General features: G+C 39.6%; 16 protein-coding genes. 8 read left to right on the forward strand and 8 right to left on the reverse strand.

All coding sequences use genetic code 11. The features are described 5' to 3' along the window. Positions 1 to 19 precede the first annotated feature (19 nt). Genes VQ643_RS10635 through VQ643_RS10645 form a run of 3 tightly spaced genes read right to left on the reverse strand, consistent with a single transcriptional unit; the run spans position 20 to position 3,182 of the window. Entirely contained in the window at positions 20 to 1,366 is a 1,347-nt protein-coding gene (locus VQ643_RS10635) for a sigma-54-dependent transcriptional regulator (protein ID WP_414199749.1), read from the reverse strand. 9 nt (positions 1,367 to 1,375) lie between these two features. Then, positions 1,376 to 2,989 carry a two-component system sensor histidine kinase NtrB gene (locus VQ643_RS10640; RefSeq protein WP_414199751.1) on the reverse strand — a complete coding sequence of 538 codons (1,614 nt, stop codon included), beginning with the start codon at positions 2,987 to 2,989 and terminating at the stop codon, positions 1,376 to 1,378. Next, entirely contained in the window at positions 2,958 to 3,182 is a 225-nt protein-coding gene (locus VQ643_RS10645; protein ID WP_414199752.1) for a PP0621 family protein, read from the reverse strand. The genes VQ643_RS10640 and VQ643_RS10645 overlap by 32 nt, the downstream gene beginning before the upstream one ends. 266 nt (positions 3,183 to 3,448) lie before the next feature. On the opposite strand from VQ643_RS10645, the gene VQ643_RS10650 reads away from it, so the two are divergent. Together VQ643_RS10650 and dbpA are read left to right on the forward strand one after the other, a co-directional pair. After that, entirely contained in the window at positions 3,449 to 6,271 is a 2,823-nt protein-coding gene (locus VQ643_RS10650; protein WP_414199753.1) for a tetratricopeptide repeat protein, read from the forward strand. Between the two features lie 95 nt (positions 6,272 to 6,366). Next, positions 6,367 to 7,749, forward strand: coding sequence for an ATP-dependent RNA helicase DbpA (gene dbpA, locus VQ643_RS10655; RefSeq protein ID WP_414199754.1), 1,383 nt, complete (start codon positions 6,367 to 6,369; stop codon positions 7,747 to 7,749). Here dbpA and VQ643_RS10660 read toward each other — a convergent pair. After that, the gene (locus tag VQ643_RS10660) at positions 7,746 to 7,961 is read right to left on the reverse strand and encodes a DUF3820 family protein (protein WP_414199767.1); all 216 of its coding nucleotides are present in this window, start codon (positions 7,959 to 7,961) and stop codon (positions 7,746 to 7,748) included. The genes dbpA and VQ643_RS10660 overlap by 4 nt on opposite strands. 57 nt (positions 7,962 to 8,018) lie before the next feature. Between VQ643_RS10660 and VQ643_RS10665 the strand changes: the two genes are divergently transcribed. After that, positions 8,019 to 8,390, forward strand: coding sequence for a glutaredoxin family protein (locus VQ643_RS10665; protein ID WP_414199755.1), 372 nt, complete (start codon positions 8,019 to 8,021; stop codon positions 8,388 to 8,390). 324 nt (positions 8,391 to 8,714) lie between these two features. Here the strand turns inward: VQ643_RS10665 and VQ643_RS10670 are convergent, their stop codons facing one another. Next, a complete protein-coding gene (locus tag VQ643_RS10670) occupies positions 8,715 to 9,503 on the reverse strand; it encodes a hypothetical protein (RefSeq protein WP_414199756.1) in 789 nt (262 codons plus the stop codon). A gap of 83 nt (positions 9,504 to 9,586) precedes the next feature. On the opposite strand from VQ643_RS10670, the gene VQ643_RS10675 reads away from it, so the two are divergent. Continuing rightward, positions 9,587 to 10,405, forward strand: coding sequence for a DUF4375 domain-containing protein (locus VQ643_RS10675; RefSeq protein ID WP_414199757.1), 819 nt, complete (start codon positions 9,587 to 9,589; stop codon positions 10,403 to 10,405). Between the two features lie 89 nt (positions 10,406 to 10,494). Beyond that, positions 10,495 to 11,712, forward strand: coding sequence for a tyrosine transporter TyrP (gene tyrP, locus VQ643_RS10680; RefSeq protein WP_414199758.1), 1,218 nt, complete (start codon positions 10,495 to 10,497; stop codon positions 11,710 to 11,712). Positions 11,713 to 11,734: 22 nt separating this feature from the next. Here the strand turns inward: tyrP and VQ643_RS10685 are convergent, their stop codons facing one another. Together VQ643_RS10685 and VQ643_RS10690 are read right to left on the reverse strand one after the other, a co-directional pair. Continuing rightward, entirely contained in the window at positions 11,735 to 12,472 is a 738-nt protein-coding gene (locus VQ643_RS10685) for an SIR2 family NAD-dependent protein deacylase (protein WP_414199759.1), read from the reverse strand. A 60-nt stretch (positions 12,473 to 12,532) separates the two neighbouring features. Then, positions 12,533 to 13,006, reverse strand: coding sequence for a hypothetical protein (locus VQ643_RS10690; protein WP_414199760.1), 474 nt, complete (start codon positions 13,004 to 13,006; stop codon positions 12,533 to 12,535). Positions 13,007 to 13,692: 686 nt separating this feature from the next. On the opposite strand from VQ643_RS10690, the gene cls reads away from it, so the two are divergent. After that, the gene (gene cls / locus VQ643_RS10695) at positions 13,693 to 15,183 is read left to right on the forward strand and encodes a cardiolipin synthase (RefSeq protein ID WP_414199761.1); all 1,491 of its coding nucleotides are present in this window, start codon (positions 13,693 to 13,695) and stop codon (positions 15,181 to 15,183) included. Between the two features lie 111 nt (positions 15,184 to 15,294). Here the strand turns inward: cls and VQ643_RS10700 are convergent, their stop codons facing one another. Then, positions 15,295 to 16,329 carry an ADP-ribosylglycohydrolase family protein gene (locus tag VQ643_RS10700; RefSeq protein WP_414199762.1) on the reverse strand — a complete coding sequence of 345 codons (1,035 nt, stop codon included), beginning with the start codon at positions 16,327 to 16,329 and terminating at the stop codon, positions 15,295 to 15,297. A gap of 254 nt (positions 16,330 to 16,583) precedes the next feature. On the opposite strand from VQ643_RS10700, the gene VQ643_RS10705 reads away from it, so the two are divergent. Both VQ643_RS10705 and VQ643_RS10710 read left to right on the forward strand, forming a co-directional pair. Beyond that, entirely contained in the window at positions 16,584 to 16,991 is a 408-nt protein-coding gene (locus VQ643_RS10705) for a DUF4878 domain-containing protein (RefSeq protein ID WP_414199763.1), read from the forward strand. A 35-nt stretch (positions 16,992 to 17,026) separates the two neighbouring features. Continuing rightward, on the forward strand, positions 17,027 to 17,611 hold the full coding sequence (locus VQ643_RS10710; protein WP_414199764.1) for a YiiX/YebB-like N1pC/P60 family cysteine hydrolase: 585 nt from the start codon (positions 17,027 to 17,029) through the stop codon (positions 17,609 to 17,611). The last annotated feature ends 67 nt before the right edge of the window (positions 17,612 to 17,678 follow it).

Genomic DNA, 17,678 nt, shown 5'->3' on the forward strand with positions numbered 1-17,678 from the left:
GCAAGGTCCTGTTAGGTAATTAATCAATACCTAATTTTTTTAAACGGTATCTTAAAGAGCGAAAGCTTAAGCCTAAACGCTCAGCCGCGGCAGTTTTGTTCCAATGGCAAGCATCAAGTGCTTGTACGATAACATCGCGCTCAATTTCTTCTAAATGATCTTCTAGGTTATCAACCGCTGCTAGCTTAGTCGTATAACTGGAGTCATTATTACTATAACCACCAATGGCAGGAGTTAACTGGAGATCATCAGCTAGAATGGCATCATTATCGCATAGTGTGTATGCACGTTCGAGAACGTTCTCTAGCTCTCGCACATTACCTGGAAAACTGTAGCTTTCTAGTTTTTTCAGTGCAAGCGGGTGCAGCTTTACTTGCATATCATCTTGATTGAGTGCTTTTAAAATATAGTCGCAAAGCAAAGCGATATCGCCATGCCGCTCACGTAAAGGAGGAATACGTAGCTCAATCACATTTAGCCGATAATACAGATCTTGGCGAAAACGTCCTTCTTGAACTTCTTGCGCCAAGTCTTTATGCGTGGCGCACAAAAAACGGACGTCAATATTAACTTCTTGAGCTGCACCAACAGGGCGGATAGCTTTTTCTTGAATAGCACGCAGTAGCTTTACTTGCATGTTTAGTGGCAGATCAGCCACTTCATCAAGAAACAATGTACCTCCGTTGGCCGCTTGAAATAGACCTTGATGCTCGCTTACAGCACCGCTAAAGCTGCCTCGCTTATGACCGAAAAGCTCGCTTTCAATTAGGTCAGCAGGAATCGCACCACAGTTAACTGGAATAAAAGGCTCGTTTACGCGAGGCCCTAATGCATGGATTTGCCGAGCTGCCAATTCTTTACCACTACCAGATTCACCACAAATATAAATAGGTGCTTGACTTCGAGCGAGCTTTTTAATTTGTTTGCGTAGTTTAACCATGGCTGCGCTTGAGCCTAGTAAAGGGCTGTGTTCATTTTCCTCTATGGTTTCTGTTTCATCGTCTAAACGTAGTGCACTGGTAACAATTTCGCGCAGTGTATTTAAATCAATGGGTTTGGAAATAAAGTCAAAAGCCCCTGCTTTTAACGACTGAATAGCTGTTTCAATGCTGCCAAAGGCAGTAATCATAGCGACAGGTGTATGGGGATGGTATTGCTGGATATATTGGATAATTTCCAGGCCAGAACCATCAGGTAAACGCATATCGGTTAAACACAGATCAAAACTGTTTTCATCCAGTAGATCACGCGCTTGGGCTACGGTTTCTGCGCGAAAAGGTATGAGCTTCATGCGGCGCAAAGTAATATCTAATAATTCTAAGATATCTGGCTCATCATCAATAATGAGAACAGTTTGACGTTGCATATCAAGCCCTTAGTTAGGTTGTGAAAACGTAATACGAAAGCAAGCGCCTGTAGTGCGCGAGTCTTGCTCCATAGGAATGTAATCTAGTCGTGCCTTATTACTTTCACAGATTTGACTGGAAATATATAACCCTAAACCTGTTCCCTTACTTTCTGTTGTAAAAAATGGCTCAAATATACTTGCCTGATCTGCCTCAGGTACACCTGGGCCTTCATCAATTAGATCTATCATAGGAAGATCGCTAACGGGATGCCTGAACAAATGCATTGTAATAGTAGCTTTAGGATGTAATTTGGCGCTATGTCTTAGTCCATTTTCGACCAAGTTATCCAGCACCTGATCAAGCTGTACAGGGTCAAAATAGGTTTGTAAGTTCATACCATCGGCATTCAAAATAATTTCTCGCTGGCGTGTATTATTCTCACGAAAGTTTGCAATGTAACGATACAGCCAATAACGCAAATCAAGTAGCTGAGGCTCGCTAGTACGCTGGCGAGAAAGCTGTAAAACATTTTCGATAATAGTGTTCATGCGCCTAGTATTCTCTAACACAATTTGCGTTAGGCGCTGATCGGCAGGATCCAATATATCAGATTCTTGTAATAACTGAGCAGCATGGCTAACGGCGCCTAAAGGGTTGCGAATTTCATGGGCGATACCCGCCGTTAAACGCCCAAGAGAAACCAGCTTTAAATGCTGAGCGTGCTGAGTAATTTGTGAAACATCCTCAAGGAAAATCATTATTTGCGTTTCATTACCTACATTCAAGGCCTCAATTGTAGGTTGCACCACATAATCACTGCCTGAGATTGTAATGGTTTCTAGGTTAAGCGAAGGGTTTTTTTGCCATTGCTCGATCCGCGCAATAAGGTCTTTATTATGTGCTTTTAATAGTTGTCCTTTAAGTAGTGTGGCATTAAACATACGATTAGCACTGTGATTTGACTGCAAAATACGAAAACTATTATCTAACACCAAAATTCCGGTTTTCATATGCTCCAGAATGAGCTCATTAAGTGCTTGTAAATCGGCAATATTGCTGGCACGTTGCTGGGCAAGAGACTCGGTTTCAGACACGCGACGGGTCATTGCCTGTACAAAAAAAGCCACAGCAAAAGACAAAATACCAATAGTACTGGCTTGAAGTAGCAGGCTATTAGCTTGTGCTTGAGAAAAATTAAAATAAAAAGTAAAGAAAACAACGCCAGCGCAAGCAATTGAAGCAAGTAATAAACCAGCTCGCCCACGAATAAAAATATTACCAATAGCAACAGAAATTACTAATAAACTACCAATGCTACTACTGATACCGCCAGCAATGAAGAATAGATAGGTTAAGCAGGCAATATCAGCAAATGTCAGCAGTAGCATGCCGACCTGTTTAGGTGGATGTTGTATGCCAATTAATAGTAATAAGTTGACTAAAAGATAAGCCCAGCTACTAATTTTAAATAGTGCTACCTGAGCAGGCGGTTCTAAGGAACCTGTACTAATACCTATCAGCGCTAGCGCAATAACAAAGCGATAGAGGCTGTAAAGGCGAAAGTAGCGATGCCCTTTATCGCCGAATAAAGGGATCGCATAGATTGAATCACTGTTGGCTGAGTTTTTGGTGCTGTTCATTGCAGTACCATTTTCCGTTAGCATAAACCGCCGTCTGTTTAGGGCTGTGTGTATTGCAATAGGCGCAACGTACAGTATCTGTTACCTGCGTAGTAGGCCGCTGTTGTAAACGCTGATGCTGTTGGTATTTACGCCATAGAGCATATGCACAATAGCCAATCACAGCTAAGATAAATAAACGAAAAAGTCCCATTGTTATTCCGTAACAAAATTACAATTGCTATTAGTGTGCCCTGTTTTAGCTTTACTTTGAAAGTAGTAAACATGAGCACTGTTGATTTTGTAGTAAAACGTTAAATACTTTTTGAGTTTAGATGTTTTAGGTTAATTTTAGCTTAAATAATAGTGTCATTTGTGGCTTTTAATTCACAGTGGTAATGCTCATTACGTGAGAAGAATGCCAAAGTTGGATAACTGCGGTTACAATTGAGCCTTACCCCAAAACAGTAAAGGTGTGGTGTGGATAACCAACATTTCAAACAAGAGCAAGACGCTTACCTACAAGTCTTAACGCAATATCAAGAAAACCCTTCGTTAGAAACCTGTGCTGCGGTAGCAGAGGAAGCTAATGACCTTGAGTTATGGGAAATCAGTTTAGAGTATGCAGAGCAAGCTTTGGGGTTAGCTACTGAGTCCGATAAAAATAGTGCTACTTATGTGCAAATGCTGTTTCGCATTGCTATATTACAAGCAGAGTTAGGAACTCAGCAGGCGTATTTTGAACAGCTTACTCAACTTGCACAAAACTATAAATCTAGCACGGACCCCGATGTTTTATTTATTGTCTGCAAAGCCTTTATTAATAGTGCTTTGTTCTATGCAAAACAAGAAGACTATGAACAAGAAATTGCGTATTACGATGAATTGCTAAGTCATATCGGCTCGCGAGATGAGGAGATTTTGCAAGAACCTATTGCTCGCGCTCTAACATTTCGTCTAGAAAGTTACTACCGGCTAAAACAGTATGATGTGCAAATAGCTGAAAGTGAGGTTTTTTTTAAGCGCTTCTTAGATACCGAAATAGAAGCCATTGCTAGCCATGTAAATAGTGCATTTTTTTATTTAGGCGATGCTTACGAAGAGACAGAAAACTACGCACAGGGCATTGCAAACTACGAAGCGAACAAAGCTTTTTTAGAGCGATTCCCAGCATTAAAAGAAATAGAAATGACCTCGCTATTATTTCGTCAAGCTTATTTGTATCGCCTAGATGAGCAATGGTCTCAAGCAGAAGACTTACTTAGTCAAGCAATTGCACTCAATGAACAAGAAACAGAGGAGCATCAGGTTTCTTGGGCTATTGGTGTTTACAACAAAGCCATGATGTTTAACGCACAAAACAAAAGGGATGAAGAACTCGCCGAATATAATCTGATGATTGAACGCTTGTGGGATAATCATCACCCCCGTGTAGAGAACCGCTTAGCCTTTGCCATTTTTAATAAAGCCTTGGTGATGGATAAGTATGCTCAGCATGACGCAGAAATTGAATGCTATAACCAATTGTTAATGCGCTTTGCCGCCTCTGAGGATGAATATGTTGGTTATAAAGTAACGCATGCTTTACTTAACAAGGGCTATACCTGCCATGCCGTTAATGATTATGTGCAAGGGCGTCATGCATTTGAGCAAAACCTTGAGTATTTGGCAACGAAAGACTTTCCTTTTTGTGCCGAGTACAAGGCTAAGTCTTTATTGGGATTAGGCTTATCTCATTACCATTTAGATGAGTTCAAAGAAGAACTTACCTGCTATCAGCAAATTATTGATCAGTATAGCGAAGCGGATGACGATGATATTAAGCTGGTCGTGATTCAGGCTATTATGAATATGGCATCAACCTATGATCAACAAGGTTATGTTGAGAAAGAAATTGCTTGCTATGAACAGGCTTGGGAGTACGGCAAGGACTCTGACAACCTATCTTTAGTGCGTTTTGCGTTACGTGCTATGCTCAATAAAGGTATTACCTTGACTAATCAAGGGCAGCATTTTAGCAGCATGCAATGTTACGATAGCTTGCTTGAGTTGGCTGTTACTATGGATGTGCCAGCCATCAATACTATTTTTGGTCAGGCTGTGCTTAATAAAGCACGCGCCTGCAAAAATCGTAACTTCCAAGCAGAAGAATTACGAACACTAGAATTACTAACAAATCGATTTACTGATACCGATGACTTAGATGTGTTAGAACAATTAATGTCTGCTTATTTAAATCTTGGTTTAATTTACGATAGTTTAGGACAGCATCAGGCAGAGCTGAATTGTTATCAAAAAATTATGTCGTTCTATGAAACTCATCAGCAACCTGACAATTTAGCTGGCTTAACTGGACAGGCAATGTATAACGGACAGATTACCTTGCGTCAGCTTGGCCAAAAAGAGCAGGAAGCTAAGTTGTGTGAACAGTTTATTCAGTATTTTTCGCATACCATGAATGAAAAATTACGTGATCAGCTACGCAGCACATACTTTCGCTTAGCTGAGTTATCACTGTACTTACAGCGTTCATCCCAAGCATTAAACATTTATCAACACATTTTAAGCGATGGTTTTTTAGAAGGCGTTGCGCTGGATGATGAAGTACGTTTTGACTTAATGAAAGCGCGTTTTAATCAAGCCTCCATTTTGGTGATGCAGCAAAACCCAGCTGGGCTTGCAGCCTGTGAAAGCTTCATTGAGCGCTATAGTTATGATTCAGACAATAGTAACCGTATTCAACAAATTCGTTTTAACTTAGGTTTATCACTTAAAAATCAAGGGCAGTTGCAAGAAGCTATCGCTGTTTTTGATAAGTTAATTAATGACCAGCAAGAAACCTTTGCAACTGTAGTTCAACAGCAGGCTGCCAAAGCATTTTTTGCTAAAGCAGAATGCCTTGCCGAACAAGGGCTGAATATAGAGCAATTGGAGTTATGCGATCAATTTTTAGCACGCTTTGAGAACAGCTTAGATACTGTAGTGCAAGCTCAAACGGCGCAAGTTCTACTAAATAAAGCGGTATTATTGAGCGAAACTGGCGCCTTCGAACAGGCATTGGCTTTGTATCAGGAAATAGAACAGCGTTTTGCGTTAGAGGAAGAGCCAGAGCTAATACAGGCTGTAGCTCGCGCACTACTAAATAAAAGTCTGTGTTATTTGCAACTAAGTGATGTAGAGAAAGCAGAAGATTGTCTTGAGCAATTGCAAGAAAAGTATGCCTATCAGGCTAGTCTAAGTAATATTCTAGCTCAGGCTCAGATGGTGCAAAGTCAGCTAAGTGAGCAACGCATAGTGCATTAAAGTTTTTCTTATTTAGTCCAAAGCAAATGTGCAGAAAGACTGCAGCTTAATGTTAGGCTTGCTACTATAGCATCTGAATTTTAGAGGCTACTAATGTGACTGCATTAACATCTTTTTCTCAGTTAAATCTTACGCCATCCATGTTGGCTAACCTAGATCAACTAGGTTACCAACAGATGACAGCTATCCAAGCTGCCAGTTTGCCCGTTATTCTTCAAGGGCAGGATGTTATTGCACAAGCAAAAACAGGCTCAGGTAAAACAGCAAGCTTTGGCATTGTTTTATTGGAAAAGTTAAACCCTCGTTTTTTTGGTTGCCAAGCATTAGTGCTGTGCCCAACACGTGAGTTAGCAGATCAAGTGGCTAATGAACTACGCCGATTAGCACGTGCAAAAGATAATATTAAAATTCTTACACTTTGTGGTGGCATGCCTTTAGGCCCTCAGATTGGTTCGTTAGAGCATGGGGCGCATGTAGTGGTTGGTACGCCAGGACGAATCCAAGAACATTTAGATAAGCAAACGTTGCAACTCAAAGATTTATCGACATTAGTGCTTGATGAAGCTGACCGTATGTTAGATATGGGGTTTCTTGATCCTATGCGAGAAATCATTAAACACACCCCAAGCACACGCCAAACGTTATTGTTTTCAGCAACCTATCCCTTGCAAATTGAAAAATTAGCCGCTGAGTTTTTACGTACACCACAACGTATTACGGTTGAAAGTACTCATGATCAACTGCAAATTCAGCAGTATTTTTATGAAGTAAACGAGCAAAAACGCTTTGAGGCGGTTGCGCAGGTGCTTTGGCATTATCGCCCTGAATCGTGCGTAGCATTTTGTACAACCAAGCAAGATACCCAAGATTTAGCACGCTATTTATATGATCAAGGCATTAGTGCCTTAGCCTTGCATGGTGACTTAGAACAGCGCGATCGCGATCGTGTATTAACATTATTTAGCCAGCGAAGTTGTTGCGTACTAGTAGCTACTGATGTAGCCGCTCGCGGTTTAGATATTGAAGAACTACCCTTGGTCATTAATGTTGAATTAACGCGCGACCCAGAAGTACATACACATCGTATAGGGCGTACTGGGCGAGCAGGAGCATCTGGCGTAGCAGTGAGCTTGGTTAGCCCTAAAGAAGCGCATCGCGCGGTGGCTATTGAAAAGAACTTAGGTAGTGAATTGCAATGGAAAGCATTATCTCAATTAAAAATAAAGGACAGTAGCCCATTGTACCCTGTTATGAAAAGTTTATGTTTGGCCGCAGGGCGTAAAGACAAATTACGTCGTGGTGACATTTTAGGTGCTTTAACAGGTGAGGCAGGCTTACAAGGCTCGCAGGTAGGGAAAATTACCTTATTTGACAATTGTGCTTATGTTGCTGTTGAACAGGCTGTTGCCCATAAAGCACTACAGCGTTTACAAAATGGAAAAATCAAAGGTCGCTCCATTAAAGTGCGCTTTGGCTAATCATGACGACGTAACGGCGCTAATAATTCATTTAATCCGTTATGATCAATTTCGTACATAAGCGCTAATAAATGGCCAATATCATTGTTGGGAAAACCTTGACGTGCAAACCAGCCTAAATAATGGCTGGGTAAATCAGCCAGAATACGCCCTTGGTATTTACCAAAAGGCATTCTAGTGGTTACCAATCGTTGTAAATCTTGGGTTTGTATCACAATAATTAATTCTCAAACTAGAGTGAGATGAACAAGCAGTAATGAGGTTATTCTATGTTACTTAAAGCAGTACGTAATGGGTTAGGACAAATTATTATTTTTGCTGATTGGTTGACTCGACCAAAACCGATGAAGCGTGAATTAGCAAAGCAATTAGCAGTGGATGAGGTGCTTAAGGGCTACAGCCTTTATCAATTTAGAGCCTGTCCATTTTGTATCAAAGTACGACGCACATTGCATAAACTCAACTTATCTGTGCCCCTCTGTGATGCTAAAAATGATCCTCAGGCTCGCCAAGCTTTAGCAGAGCAGGGCGGTAAAATTCAAGTACCTTGTTTGCGTATTGAACAAGATGGCAAAGTGCAATGGCTTTATGAGTCCAAGGCGATTATTGAGCATCTAAATACAACCTTTGCTAGCGTATAGAAAAATAGAGGCATTTAGCTATGACTGGATGCCTTTTATTAACTGGTTGTTTTTTAATCACTCATCCTAGTGCCTGTAGTTACTTTGCATGCACTAGGTTATCCACAAAGCTGTTAACCAAAAAACTGAGTAACTTTTTCACAGATTATGCCTTGGTATAAAGGCTAGCCTCTTATATAGAAAATAAATAACAGAATTTTTTTTACTATAATTTATTATTAAAATGCAGATTATTTTATTAATACTTTGGTATTGTATGTTTTTTAATCATTCCTTTGTAAGCCTTTTAAATCGGGAGCTTTAGGCATCTATCCACAGTCTTTTCTACGCTTTTAGTGGATTGTCTTGAGTGGACTGCAAAAGCGCATCTGTATCTATAAGCACATGCCTTTCTGACTTAGGATAATGCTGCCAATCCCCAGCAAAGTGAGAACTGACACTATAAGTGCGCATTATTTTTTGCATTTGGTTTTCAACTGCAGGAATGTCAATAGTCAATGGCTGTGTTAATAGATAGCCCCTACCCAAAAATAACATGAGATTTTTTTCATGCTTATAAGAGCTTTCCAAAAAGAAACTTAAATTACACCCAGCCTCTTTGGCTAAGTTTTTAAAAGCAGCGATGAAGGCTCTAGCTTGAGATTCAGCTAGATGGCAGTCCAAACGTAATAGGGCTAGCTCAGCTTGATGCTCCAATTGGCTAAAACCTGCTACTGGTGTAAATACCTTCGTTGCATAATATGGCACATCAGACAGCGCTGTTAGATACTGAAAAGGCGTGCTCAATACACACTCTGTATCAGAAATATTTTGTGTGGATAACCAATGTTCAACAGCAGTAATAGCTAAAAAGTGATAATCAAAAAGCTGATAACCACTCAATGAAATCTCAACTGCATTATCTTGTTGACGGTAAGCCCAAGTACAGTAGGGAAATTGCTGCTGAATTTCTTTTAAGTATGCTAAGCAACTAGCTGGGTTGGCTATGAAAAAAGTCAGTGTTATAGCCGCTGGACGATCTGCATGGCCGCCTAATCCAGCAGTAAATTTAGCCCATTTAAAGTAATAACGTTTATGTGGAAAAGAAAAAAACCAGTAAGCACCTAGTGCCACTTTATTGTCCCCAATCTAAAACCTAGTAGTTATAAGCTGTGCTATAGTTCATCAATTGCGTATTACCCTAGTCAGGATTCTTTATGATCTTAAAACAGATAGTTTTATCCCACGAAAGTGTTAACTCTGATGATGCTTATGATGCCATTTATTGCAACATTGAGTTTATTAACAACCTTTTAGCTGAGCAAGTACGTTACAGCGAAATGTGTGACGATGCGTTAAAAAGTTATTTTGTGGACTACTATCTTGCGCAAATTAACAATGGTGGTTTTTCTCAGTTTGTTTATAACTCAGGTTGGGATGCTGGTTTGTTAGACTTTGTAGAGCAGGGCTTGCAGTCCATGCAAGCTACACAGCATTTGGCTTTGTTAAATAAAGCTAAAGCTCAAATTGCAAGCTTAAATGAGGAACAACTGGCCCAGTTTTTAGACGGTTCTTACTGGGACTCAGAAAACTTTATTAAATCATTAGATGTATTAGCAGATGAGTTTTATGCACTCAATGATAAAGAAGATCTTATTAAGCTAAACAGCGCATGGATTAAAGCCTTGCCAGAAACTAAGTTGTTAGCAGAAGAGGAGTTGTCAGCTGAGGCGGCTCGTTTAGCTGACTTAATTACAGATAAAGAGCAACGCTTTGCAGAAGCAAAAGCTAATGCACCGCGTTTTGAAAAACTCATTTATGCTTTATGTGAAAAATTAGGACAGCAATTACTAACAATTACAGCCGGAGACCCTAGTCATGAAGTGGAAGGTGAACCGACAATTGCTTGGCACTTCTTAACTGAAGAAGGCCACTTTTATATGGTAGATCACAAGCAGGTTGCCTCAATGTATGAAGGCGAAGGTGATAAATTTATAACAAGTATTCCTGCTGGCGCTGAATACGGCGAAGACTAAGAATTTAGCCCTTGTGTGGTAGAAATACAGACACCAAGGGCTGTTTATCTCTCACTAAAAGTGCGTAGCTGCACTAAATAGGGGTTTTTGTGAAAAATAGCGCAATTGGCAGTACATTTATCGTTGCAGGTACTGCTTTAGGTGCCGGTATGCTAGCAATGCCTATTGCAACGGTAAGTTCAGGTTTTGGTGTGGCATTTTTAATGCTGGTAGGTTTGTGGTTGGTCATGAGCTATACCGCGTTATTATTAGTTGAAGCTTATCAATACAGTCAACCAGATATTGGTTTATCTAATCTTGCTAAAACTTATTTAGGTGCGCCTGGGCAATGGCTGGCTAGTTTTGCCATGCCGTTTCTTATGTACTCATTAGTTGCTGCTTATTTGTCAGGCGGTGGGGATATTATTACGGCGTCACTGAATGAATGGTTTGATCTAAACCTACCCAAGGCGATAGGTGTTTTAGCCTTTGCCACTATTGGTGGCACTATTGTGTGTGTAGGAACGCGCTCTGTTGACTTGGTTAATCGCTGCCTGTTTGCGGCCAAAATTGTATTTTTAGTGGGTTTACTATTCTTTTTACTGCCCCACGTGAAAAGTATTAACTTAGAAACCATGCCGGTTGGCCATGCCTTCGTGCTGGCGGCTATTCCTATTGTGTTTACTTCTTTTGGTTTTCATGGCAGCGTGCCTAGCTTAGTGAGTTACATGCAAGGTGATACGAAAAAACTACGTATTATTTTTATCGTCGGCAGTGCTATTCCATTAGTAGTTTATATTTTATGGTTACTGGCAACTTTAGGAACTATTCATAGTCAAACTCTAATTGGTATTTTGCAAAATACACAGGTTTCTGCGCTAGAGAACCTGTTGTCAGCAATGAAAGCAGTGCTCAAAACAGAGGTTGTTGAAGTTATCGTAGCCACCTTTGCGGCTCTGGCTTTAGTAACATCTTTCTTAGGCGTTGCATTGGGCTTGTTTGATTTTCTTGCCGGTTTCTTTAAGCGAAAAGACACTGCAAAAGGGCGCTTACAAACAGGCTTGATTACATTTTTACCACCACTGCCTTTTGCGTTATTTTTTCGTGAAGGCTTTGTCTTTGCATTAGGCTTTGCAGCTATTGCTTTGGCTATTTTAGCGCTGATTTTACCCGCCTTATTAGTTTATAAAACACGTCAAACACATGAGGGCGGCTATCGTGTGATGGGGGGGAATTTAGGCTTAGCTTTTGTTTTCCTGTTAGGTATTGCGATTATTATTATTCAAGTACTTGTTGTTACAGGTATGCTACCTAATCTAGATAGATAAGCAAACAAAAGGGGGGCGGTGATTAAGCCCCCTTTTTAATCAGCTGATTGAGTGTGATTAATGCATCCTTAATGCGAATATCTGTAATGCACAGGTCAGCCAGATAGTCCAACTCAGTTGGATCTTGGTTGATAATAACAAGTTTGGCGCCTTGCTGTTTAGCTAGCCGAGGAAAGCTATTAGCAGGTGATACGCTTAAAGATGAACCTAATACAATAAATAAGTCAGCTTGCTGAGTATGGTGTTGCGCTTGGGCAAAAGCTAGCTCCGGAAGCATTTCGCCAAACAATATAATATTAGGGCGAATAATACCGCCACACCGACATTGGCTTTGCCCCTGTAAAAAATCATCCACCGTATGTGGCGCTTGACAGTCATGACAATGCAGTGCATTAAAAGAACCATGTAGCTCTATTACATCAGTGTTGCCTGCTTGCGTATGAAAGCCGTCTACATTTTGTGTGATAACTGTTTTTATTTGATTTTCTTGTTGCCACTGAGCAAGAACTTGATGGCCTGCATGTGGATGGTATTGGCGTATATCCTTAAGCCGTGCCTGATAGAACGCAATAAATTCTTCCGTATTGCGCCAAATAGCTTGTACATTGGCCAGCTCATCTGGATTAAACTTTTGCCACAAACCATTTTTGGCAGAGCGAAAGTCTGGTATGCCACTTTCTGTAGACATGCCTGCGCCAGTAAATACCAAAGAGTACTTAGCTTGGGTTAACCAATGAGCCAGTAATGTGAGTTGTTGCATAGCTATGCCCCATAGTTTTAGTTTTCAGAGCATAGCTGACGCAGACTTGGGAGCCTGTATTTAATAGGCAATACTGCGAGCATCCAGCTCATGCTCTGACAAGTCATAAATGCCAGAGGCAAATTCTTCTGTGCAGTATGGGCCATTGCTATCACAGCCTAACTGGTAGATGCGGCCTGCTTCAACGGTAATGGTAAAAGGTATGTACTGTAGATTAGGGTCACTAAAGCTGCTAACTACTAGGTGATAAGTACCAGGAGCAAATAAAGCAATTTTAATATTTTGAGTGGAGAGTGTTACTTTGTAATCATCAGAATCGCGCCAGCCATCATAATCAATACCATTAATTTGGTTGATAGTGACCCATTGCGAAATTTTTGCAGTTAGAGGGTTATGCTGTAATTCATGATATGCGAATGCTTGTTGTGATCGTTTCTCACTACGAAAGCCTTTGGTTATCCACCATGCAAAAAGAATTACCAATGGAGGCAAAACAGCGCCTACCATCCCTAACGAGTAGTTAATACTTATCATCACCAAATCCTTGTAATACTTTATAGATTTTATTTTTGTTGCTCGTATCTATTTTGTTTAGCGCCTCAGTAAAGCGCATCTTCCTGTCAAACTATCAAAAATTAATATATTTTGTGTGGCAATTATCAAGTAGTGACTAACTAGTCTATTCTACTAGTCCATACTGCTTGCTTGTTCAAAATATAATATATTTTATGTGCATGTAAAGTATTTAACTGTCCGTTTTAATAGAACTTAAGTCTAGGCTTTACATGAAAATTTTTTGAAAATATTAATAAAAAATTAATACAATGCAAACGCTATCCAAAAAATTTGAGTAATTATAACTTTAGTCTAGTGCCGAGTAAAGCTTTGCGTAAGTGGCTGAAATTTAAGTAAAAAAATAAATACCTGAGGCCTTGCTAAGTGCTAAGTGCTCTTTTTTTTGTGATGAATATATCATTTTTTACATTGAGAAGTTCACAGGTATTTTGCTAGCTAGATTGCAGTATAAAACATCAGGCTAGGTAGTAACCTGAGGTAATTATGTATAAGATATTTAAATATAATATTTTATACATAATTAATTCCGAGATTTTTTGACTTATTACTGTATGCATATATAGTTAAAGGCTGGGCTTTAATAGTCAAAATCAAGCGTATTTTGTTAAGATACGGCATTCCAGCTTTCTAATAGTGAGAAAATTATGTGGCTTGAAGTCTCTTGGGGTGCTTTTTTTCTTCTACTTTATAGCATTTTAATTTTAACTATTTGTGTTCGCTTACTTTCACAAAAACGTTCTGTTGGCGTTATCTTTGCATGGTTAGTATTGCTTTTTGCTTTCCCAGGTTTTGGTGTTATTGCTTATTTGCTTATTGGTGAGCCAAAACTGGGGGGTGAGCGTGGAACGCGAAAAGGAGAAATGCTCAGCTTTTATCGTGAATTTAGCCAAAATCACCTACCTGACCTAAATATACATCACGCCACACAATTAGAAGCCAAACAAACAGGTTTAAGTCTATTAGCTTCTCGTTTATCAGGCTTTGTGCCTACTAATGGTAATCAGATGCGCTTACTAAATACCACTGATAGCATTTTAGATTGCATGATAAATGATATTAACCATGCCCAAGATAGCTGTCTATTAGAGTTCTATATTTTAGAACCGGTAGGACGTATAGAGCACTTGCTTAAGGCCTTAATTGCAGCAAGTGAACGCGGTGTAACGTGTAAAATTTTGGTCGATGACGTAGGTAGCCATTCATTTTTAAAGACGTCTTGGATTGATATCTTAAAACAGTCTGGAATTCCAGTAGTAGCAGCATTGAGTGTGGGAATCATCAAAACATGGTTTGTTCGCAGTGATTTGCGTAATCACCGTAAGTTGCTCATTGTGGATAATCAAATTGGTTACACGGGTAGCTTTAATTTGGTAGATCCTGCTTTATTTAAACAAGATTCAGGCGTAGGGCAGTGGGTTGATTTAATGATGCGCTGTCAAGGTCCAGTAGTAGAGGCGATGAGTGCCGTATTCTATGCAGACTGGGCGGTGGAAAATGAAGGTAATTTACGGGAAGTGCAGGATACTATTTTGTCTTACAGCCAAGATGAGCATAAAGCCAAATTCTTATCCACAGCAGCGACAGGCAATATTCCAGCTCAGTTGATACCATCAGAGCCTGATGAAACACATCATGTAATTTATGAAACCATTATTTGTGCCATTCATGCGGCTACTGAACGTATTATCATTACAACGCCCTACTTTGTGCCTGATGAATCCTTGTTATTAGCTTTACGTACAGCTGCAATGCGAGGGGTTGATGTAACTATTATTATGCCGCGTAAAATTGATTCTTTATTAGTGCGATATGCCACTCGTGCTTATTACGATATTTTGTTACGTGACGGCGTTAAGCTCGCATTATTTGATGGTGGTTTACTGCATGCTAAAACACTGGTGGTAGATAATGATTACGCTATCTTTGGCACAGTTAATATGGATATGCGCAGTTTCTTTTTGAACTTAGAAGTGAGCTTAGCAATTTATGATGCAACAACAGTGAACCAGCTTGTACAACAACAAGATGAGTATCTCATGCAAAGTGAATACATCACTCAAGAACGTTGGTTGCAACGACCAACATTGAAAGTTTTGTTTGAAAATATAGTGAGATTATTTAGCCCACTATTGTAATTTGCATGAAAAGAAATTTAGTTCACTCAAACTGTATGAGCTTAACTAAGTTTCATTCTGGCAAAGCCCTGGTAGCCAGAACATCTACCTAGAATAGGCGTTTTTAGTGCTTTAGGAGCTTAATCTATCAGTGTTCCAGTTGGGGAAATCATATAAGTCAGTGGCGAGCTTTTTTATCACCTCACGTAATTCTAAATGCTCTAACCATTCGCTAGGAATAACAGAAACACCTTGCAAAGCACCCAATATATTGCCCGTAATAGCGCCAGTTGAGTCCGAGTCACCGTCATGGTTTACTGCAATAATAAGTGCTTCCTCAAAGCTCTTAGCTATTAATGAGCAATAAATGGAGATAGCTAGTGCTTCTTCCGCTACCCAGCCTTCACCTAATTGAGCAATAGCTTGTTCTGGTATTAGGTTAGAACAGGCTAATTTTTCTGCACGTTCGATAGCTAGCAATGTTTCCTCGTGATTTTGATAGGTTATCAGCTTATTTTTAGCCATACTTAGGGCATCGACTAAATTGAAACCTTCAATAATAGAGTGAATTAACTGGGAAAAAACACCAGCAGTTAATGATCCTGTGGGATGTCCGTGGGTAAGGGCAGCCGCTACTATACCTAATTCAAATGAATCAACGTCAGGCTGGCGACTGGCGAATAGTCCTATTGGTGCTACGCGCATAACACCGCCGCAGCCTTTACTATTATTGTGAGCAAGTTTCATCTCATCAGTCATTGCTAATAATGCTGAAAGGCACGTAAGACCAGGAGCGCGTCTATGATGTAATTGAGGCTGGTTAATGAGCCAGCTAGAGGGCTGCTGATCAAGATCAATGCGATTAACAGGTTGTTCACCTTGAGTCATTAACCAACGTAAATAAGCCTGAGATAAGCTTTTTTGATAATCAATCATACCGCTCAAACTATGGCAAAGATATCCATTGAGCATGCCTTCAGCGGTAAATAAGGTCATTTGCGTATCATCAGTAATGAAACCTAATCCACCATAGGCTAGAGCGTACTGAGTAATTCCTTGGCTACCAAATCGCCGAATAATCTCAGCTCTTTTCATAAACTCAACAGGAGCGCCTAGCGCATCGCCTACGGCCCCACCGAGTAAACAGCCAATAAATTTATTTATCATAGTTATGCACCTTAATGTGGATAGTCTATTTTGAGCTAAGTTAATTGATAAAGCTTCTGTGAAAAATAGTGGGAGGATTATTCGAGGAGATATTTTTAATACTTATTAAGCATAGTAACAAGGCTTAATTGTAAAATTCACGACAAACTAAGAGTAACATAATAAATACTATTTAAATGTATAATTTTTCTTGTGTTGCATAAGATACTGAAGTCAGTAGAATAATTATTTTTAATACTTACAAGGATAGCAATATGAGTAAAATACTGGGGATTTTCACAACACTATTTCTATTAGCTACACTAACCGCTTGCTCTGGTAGTAGCCCTGAAGATGTGGCAACTAAGTTTTTAAATGCTGCCTATAAGGGTGATGCAGATACTGTTTTGGAGCTAATTCATATTCCAGAGCATAGCAAACAGAATGCTAATGTTAAAGAGTTGGTAAGCGGCAAAGTAAAAGCAGGTGTTGCCAAAAGCCAAGCCAAAGCAGAGCAAAATGGCGGTGTAAAAAACATTACGGTTAAAGAAACTCAAATGGATGAAGCGAATAATCGTGGCGTTATTATTTTAAATGTAGAATTTAAAAAAGAAGACAGCCGCCAAACTACTGAGCGTATCCGTCTAATCAAAAGTGATGATAAGTGGAAAGTCAGTATTTAAGTAGGTTATCACTTAAAAAAAGAACACGAATTTTTATGGCGCTGTTCTTTTTTTTTAATTATTTGTTTACTTTTTCCAACAGCAGTCAAGGTGCTGAGCAGACAAATAAAATACCAGCTAAGTATAATTTAGCCGTAGGCGATCTTATTTTTCGCGCTGGTACTGGTTATGAAAGTCAGATCATCCAGAAATTAAGCGGTAGTACTTGGTCTCATCTAGGCGTTGTAGTTGCGGTAGAGCCAAAAATTCAGATTATTCATGCCACAACAGATGATAGACCAGAACAGCTGAACCAGGTTATTCAGTCTACTTTGGCTGAGTTTACAGACAAGAGACTAGCGCTGACTTGGAAAGCTTATCGTATTAAAAGTCTTACGCTGGTCGAGCGAGAAATCCTAATAACTGAATTAAAAAAACAACTGGGGCAGCCTTTTATTTTAGGTGCAGCAGATGAGCCGCATCGTTATTGTACTACCCTTATTGCAGATGCCTTGCCTATTAGATTAAGTCAAAAACTACTATGGACTGAAACATCTTTTATAGGTTTTCAGGGTCAGTTGCTATATCCCCATGCATTTTTGCAATTAGAATCTTTAGTATCCATAGATAATTCACAGTAATTCTAAGTTGATAGTGCATGAAGGCTAAAATGCTTAATACCTAGTTTTTTATTGTTTTAGATATTTC

The organism is Pseudomonas sp. F1_0610, from assembly GCF_047470865.1.
Taxonomy (GTDB): domain Bacteria; phylum Pseudomonadota; class Gammaproteobacteria; order Pseudomonadales; family Pseudomonadaceae; genus JAZDRH01.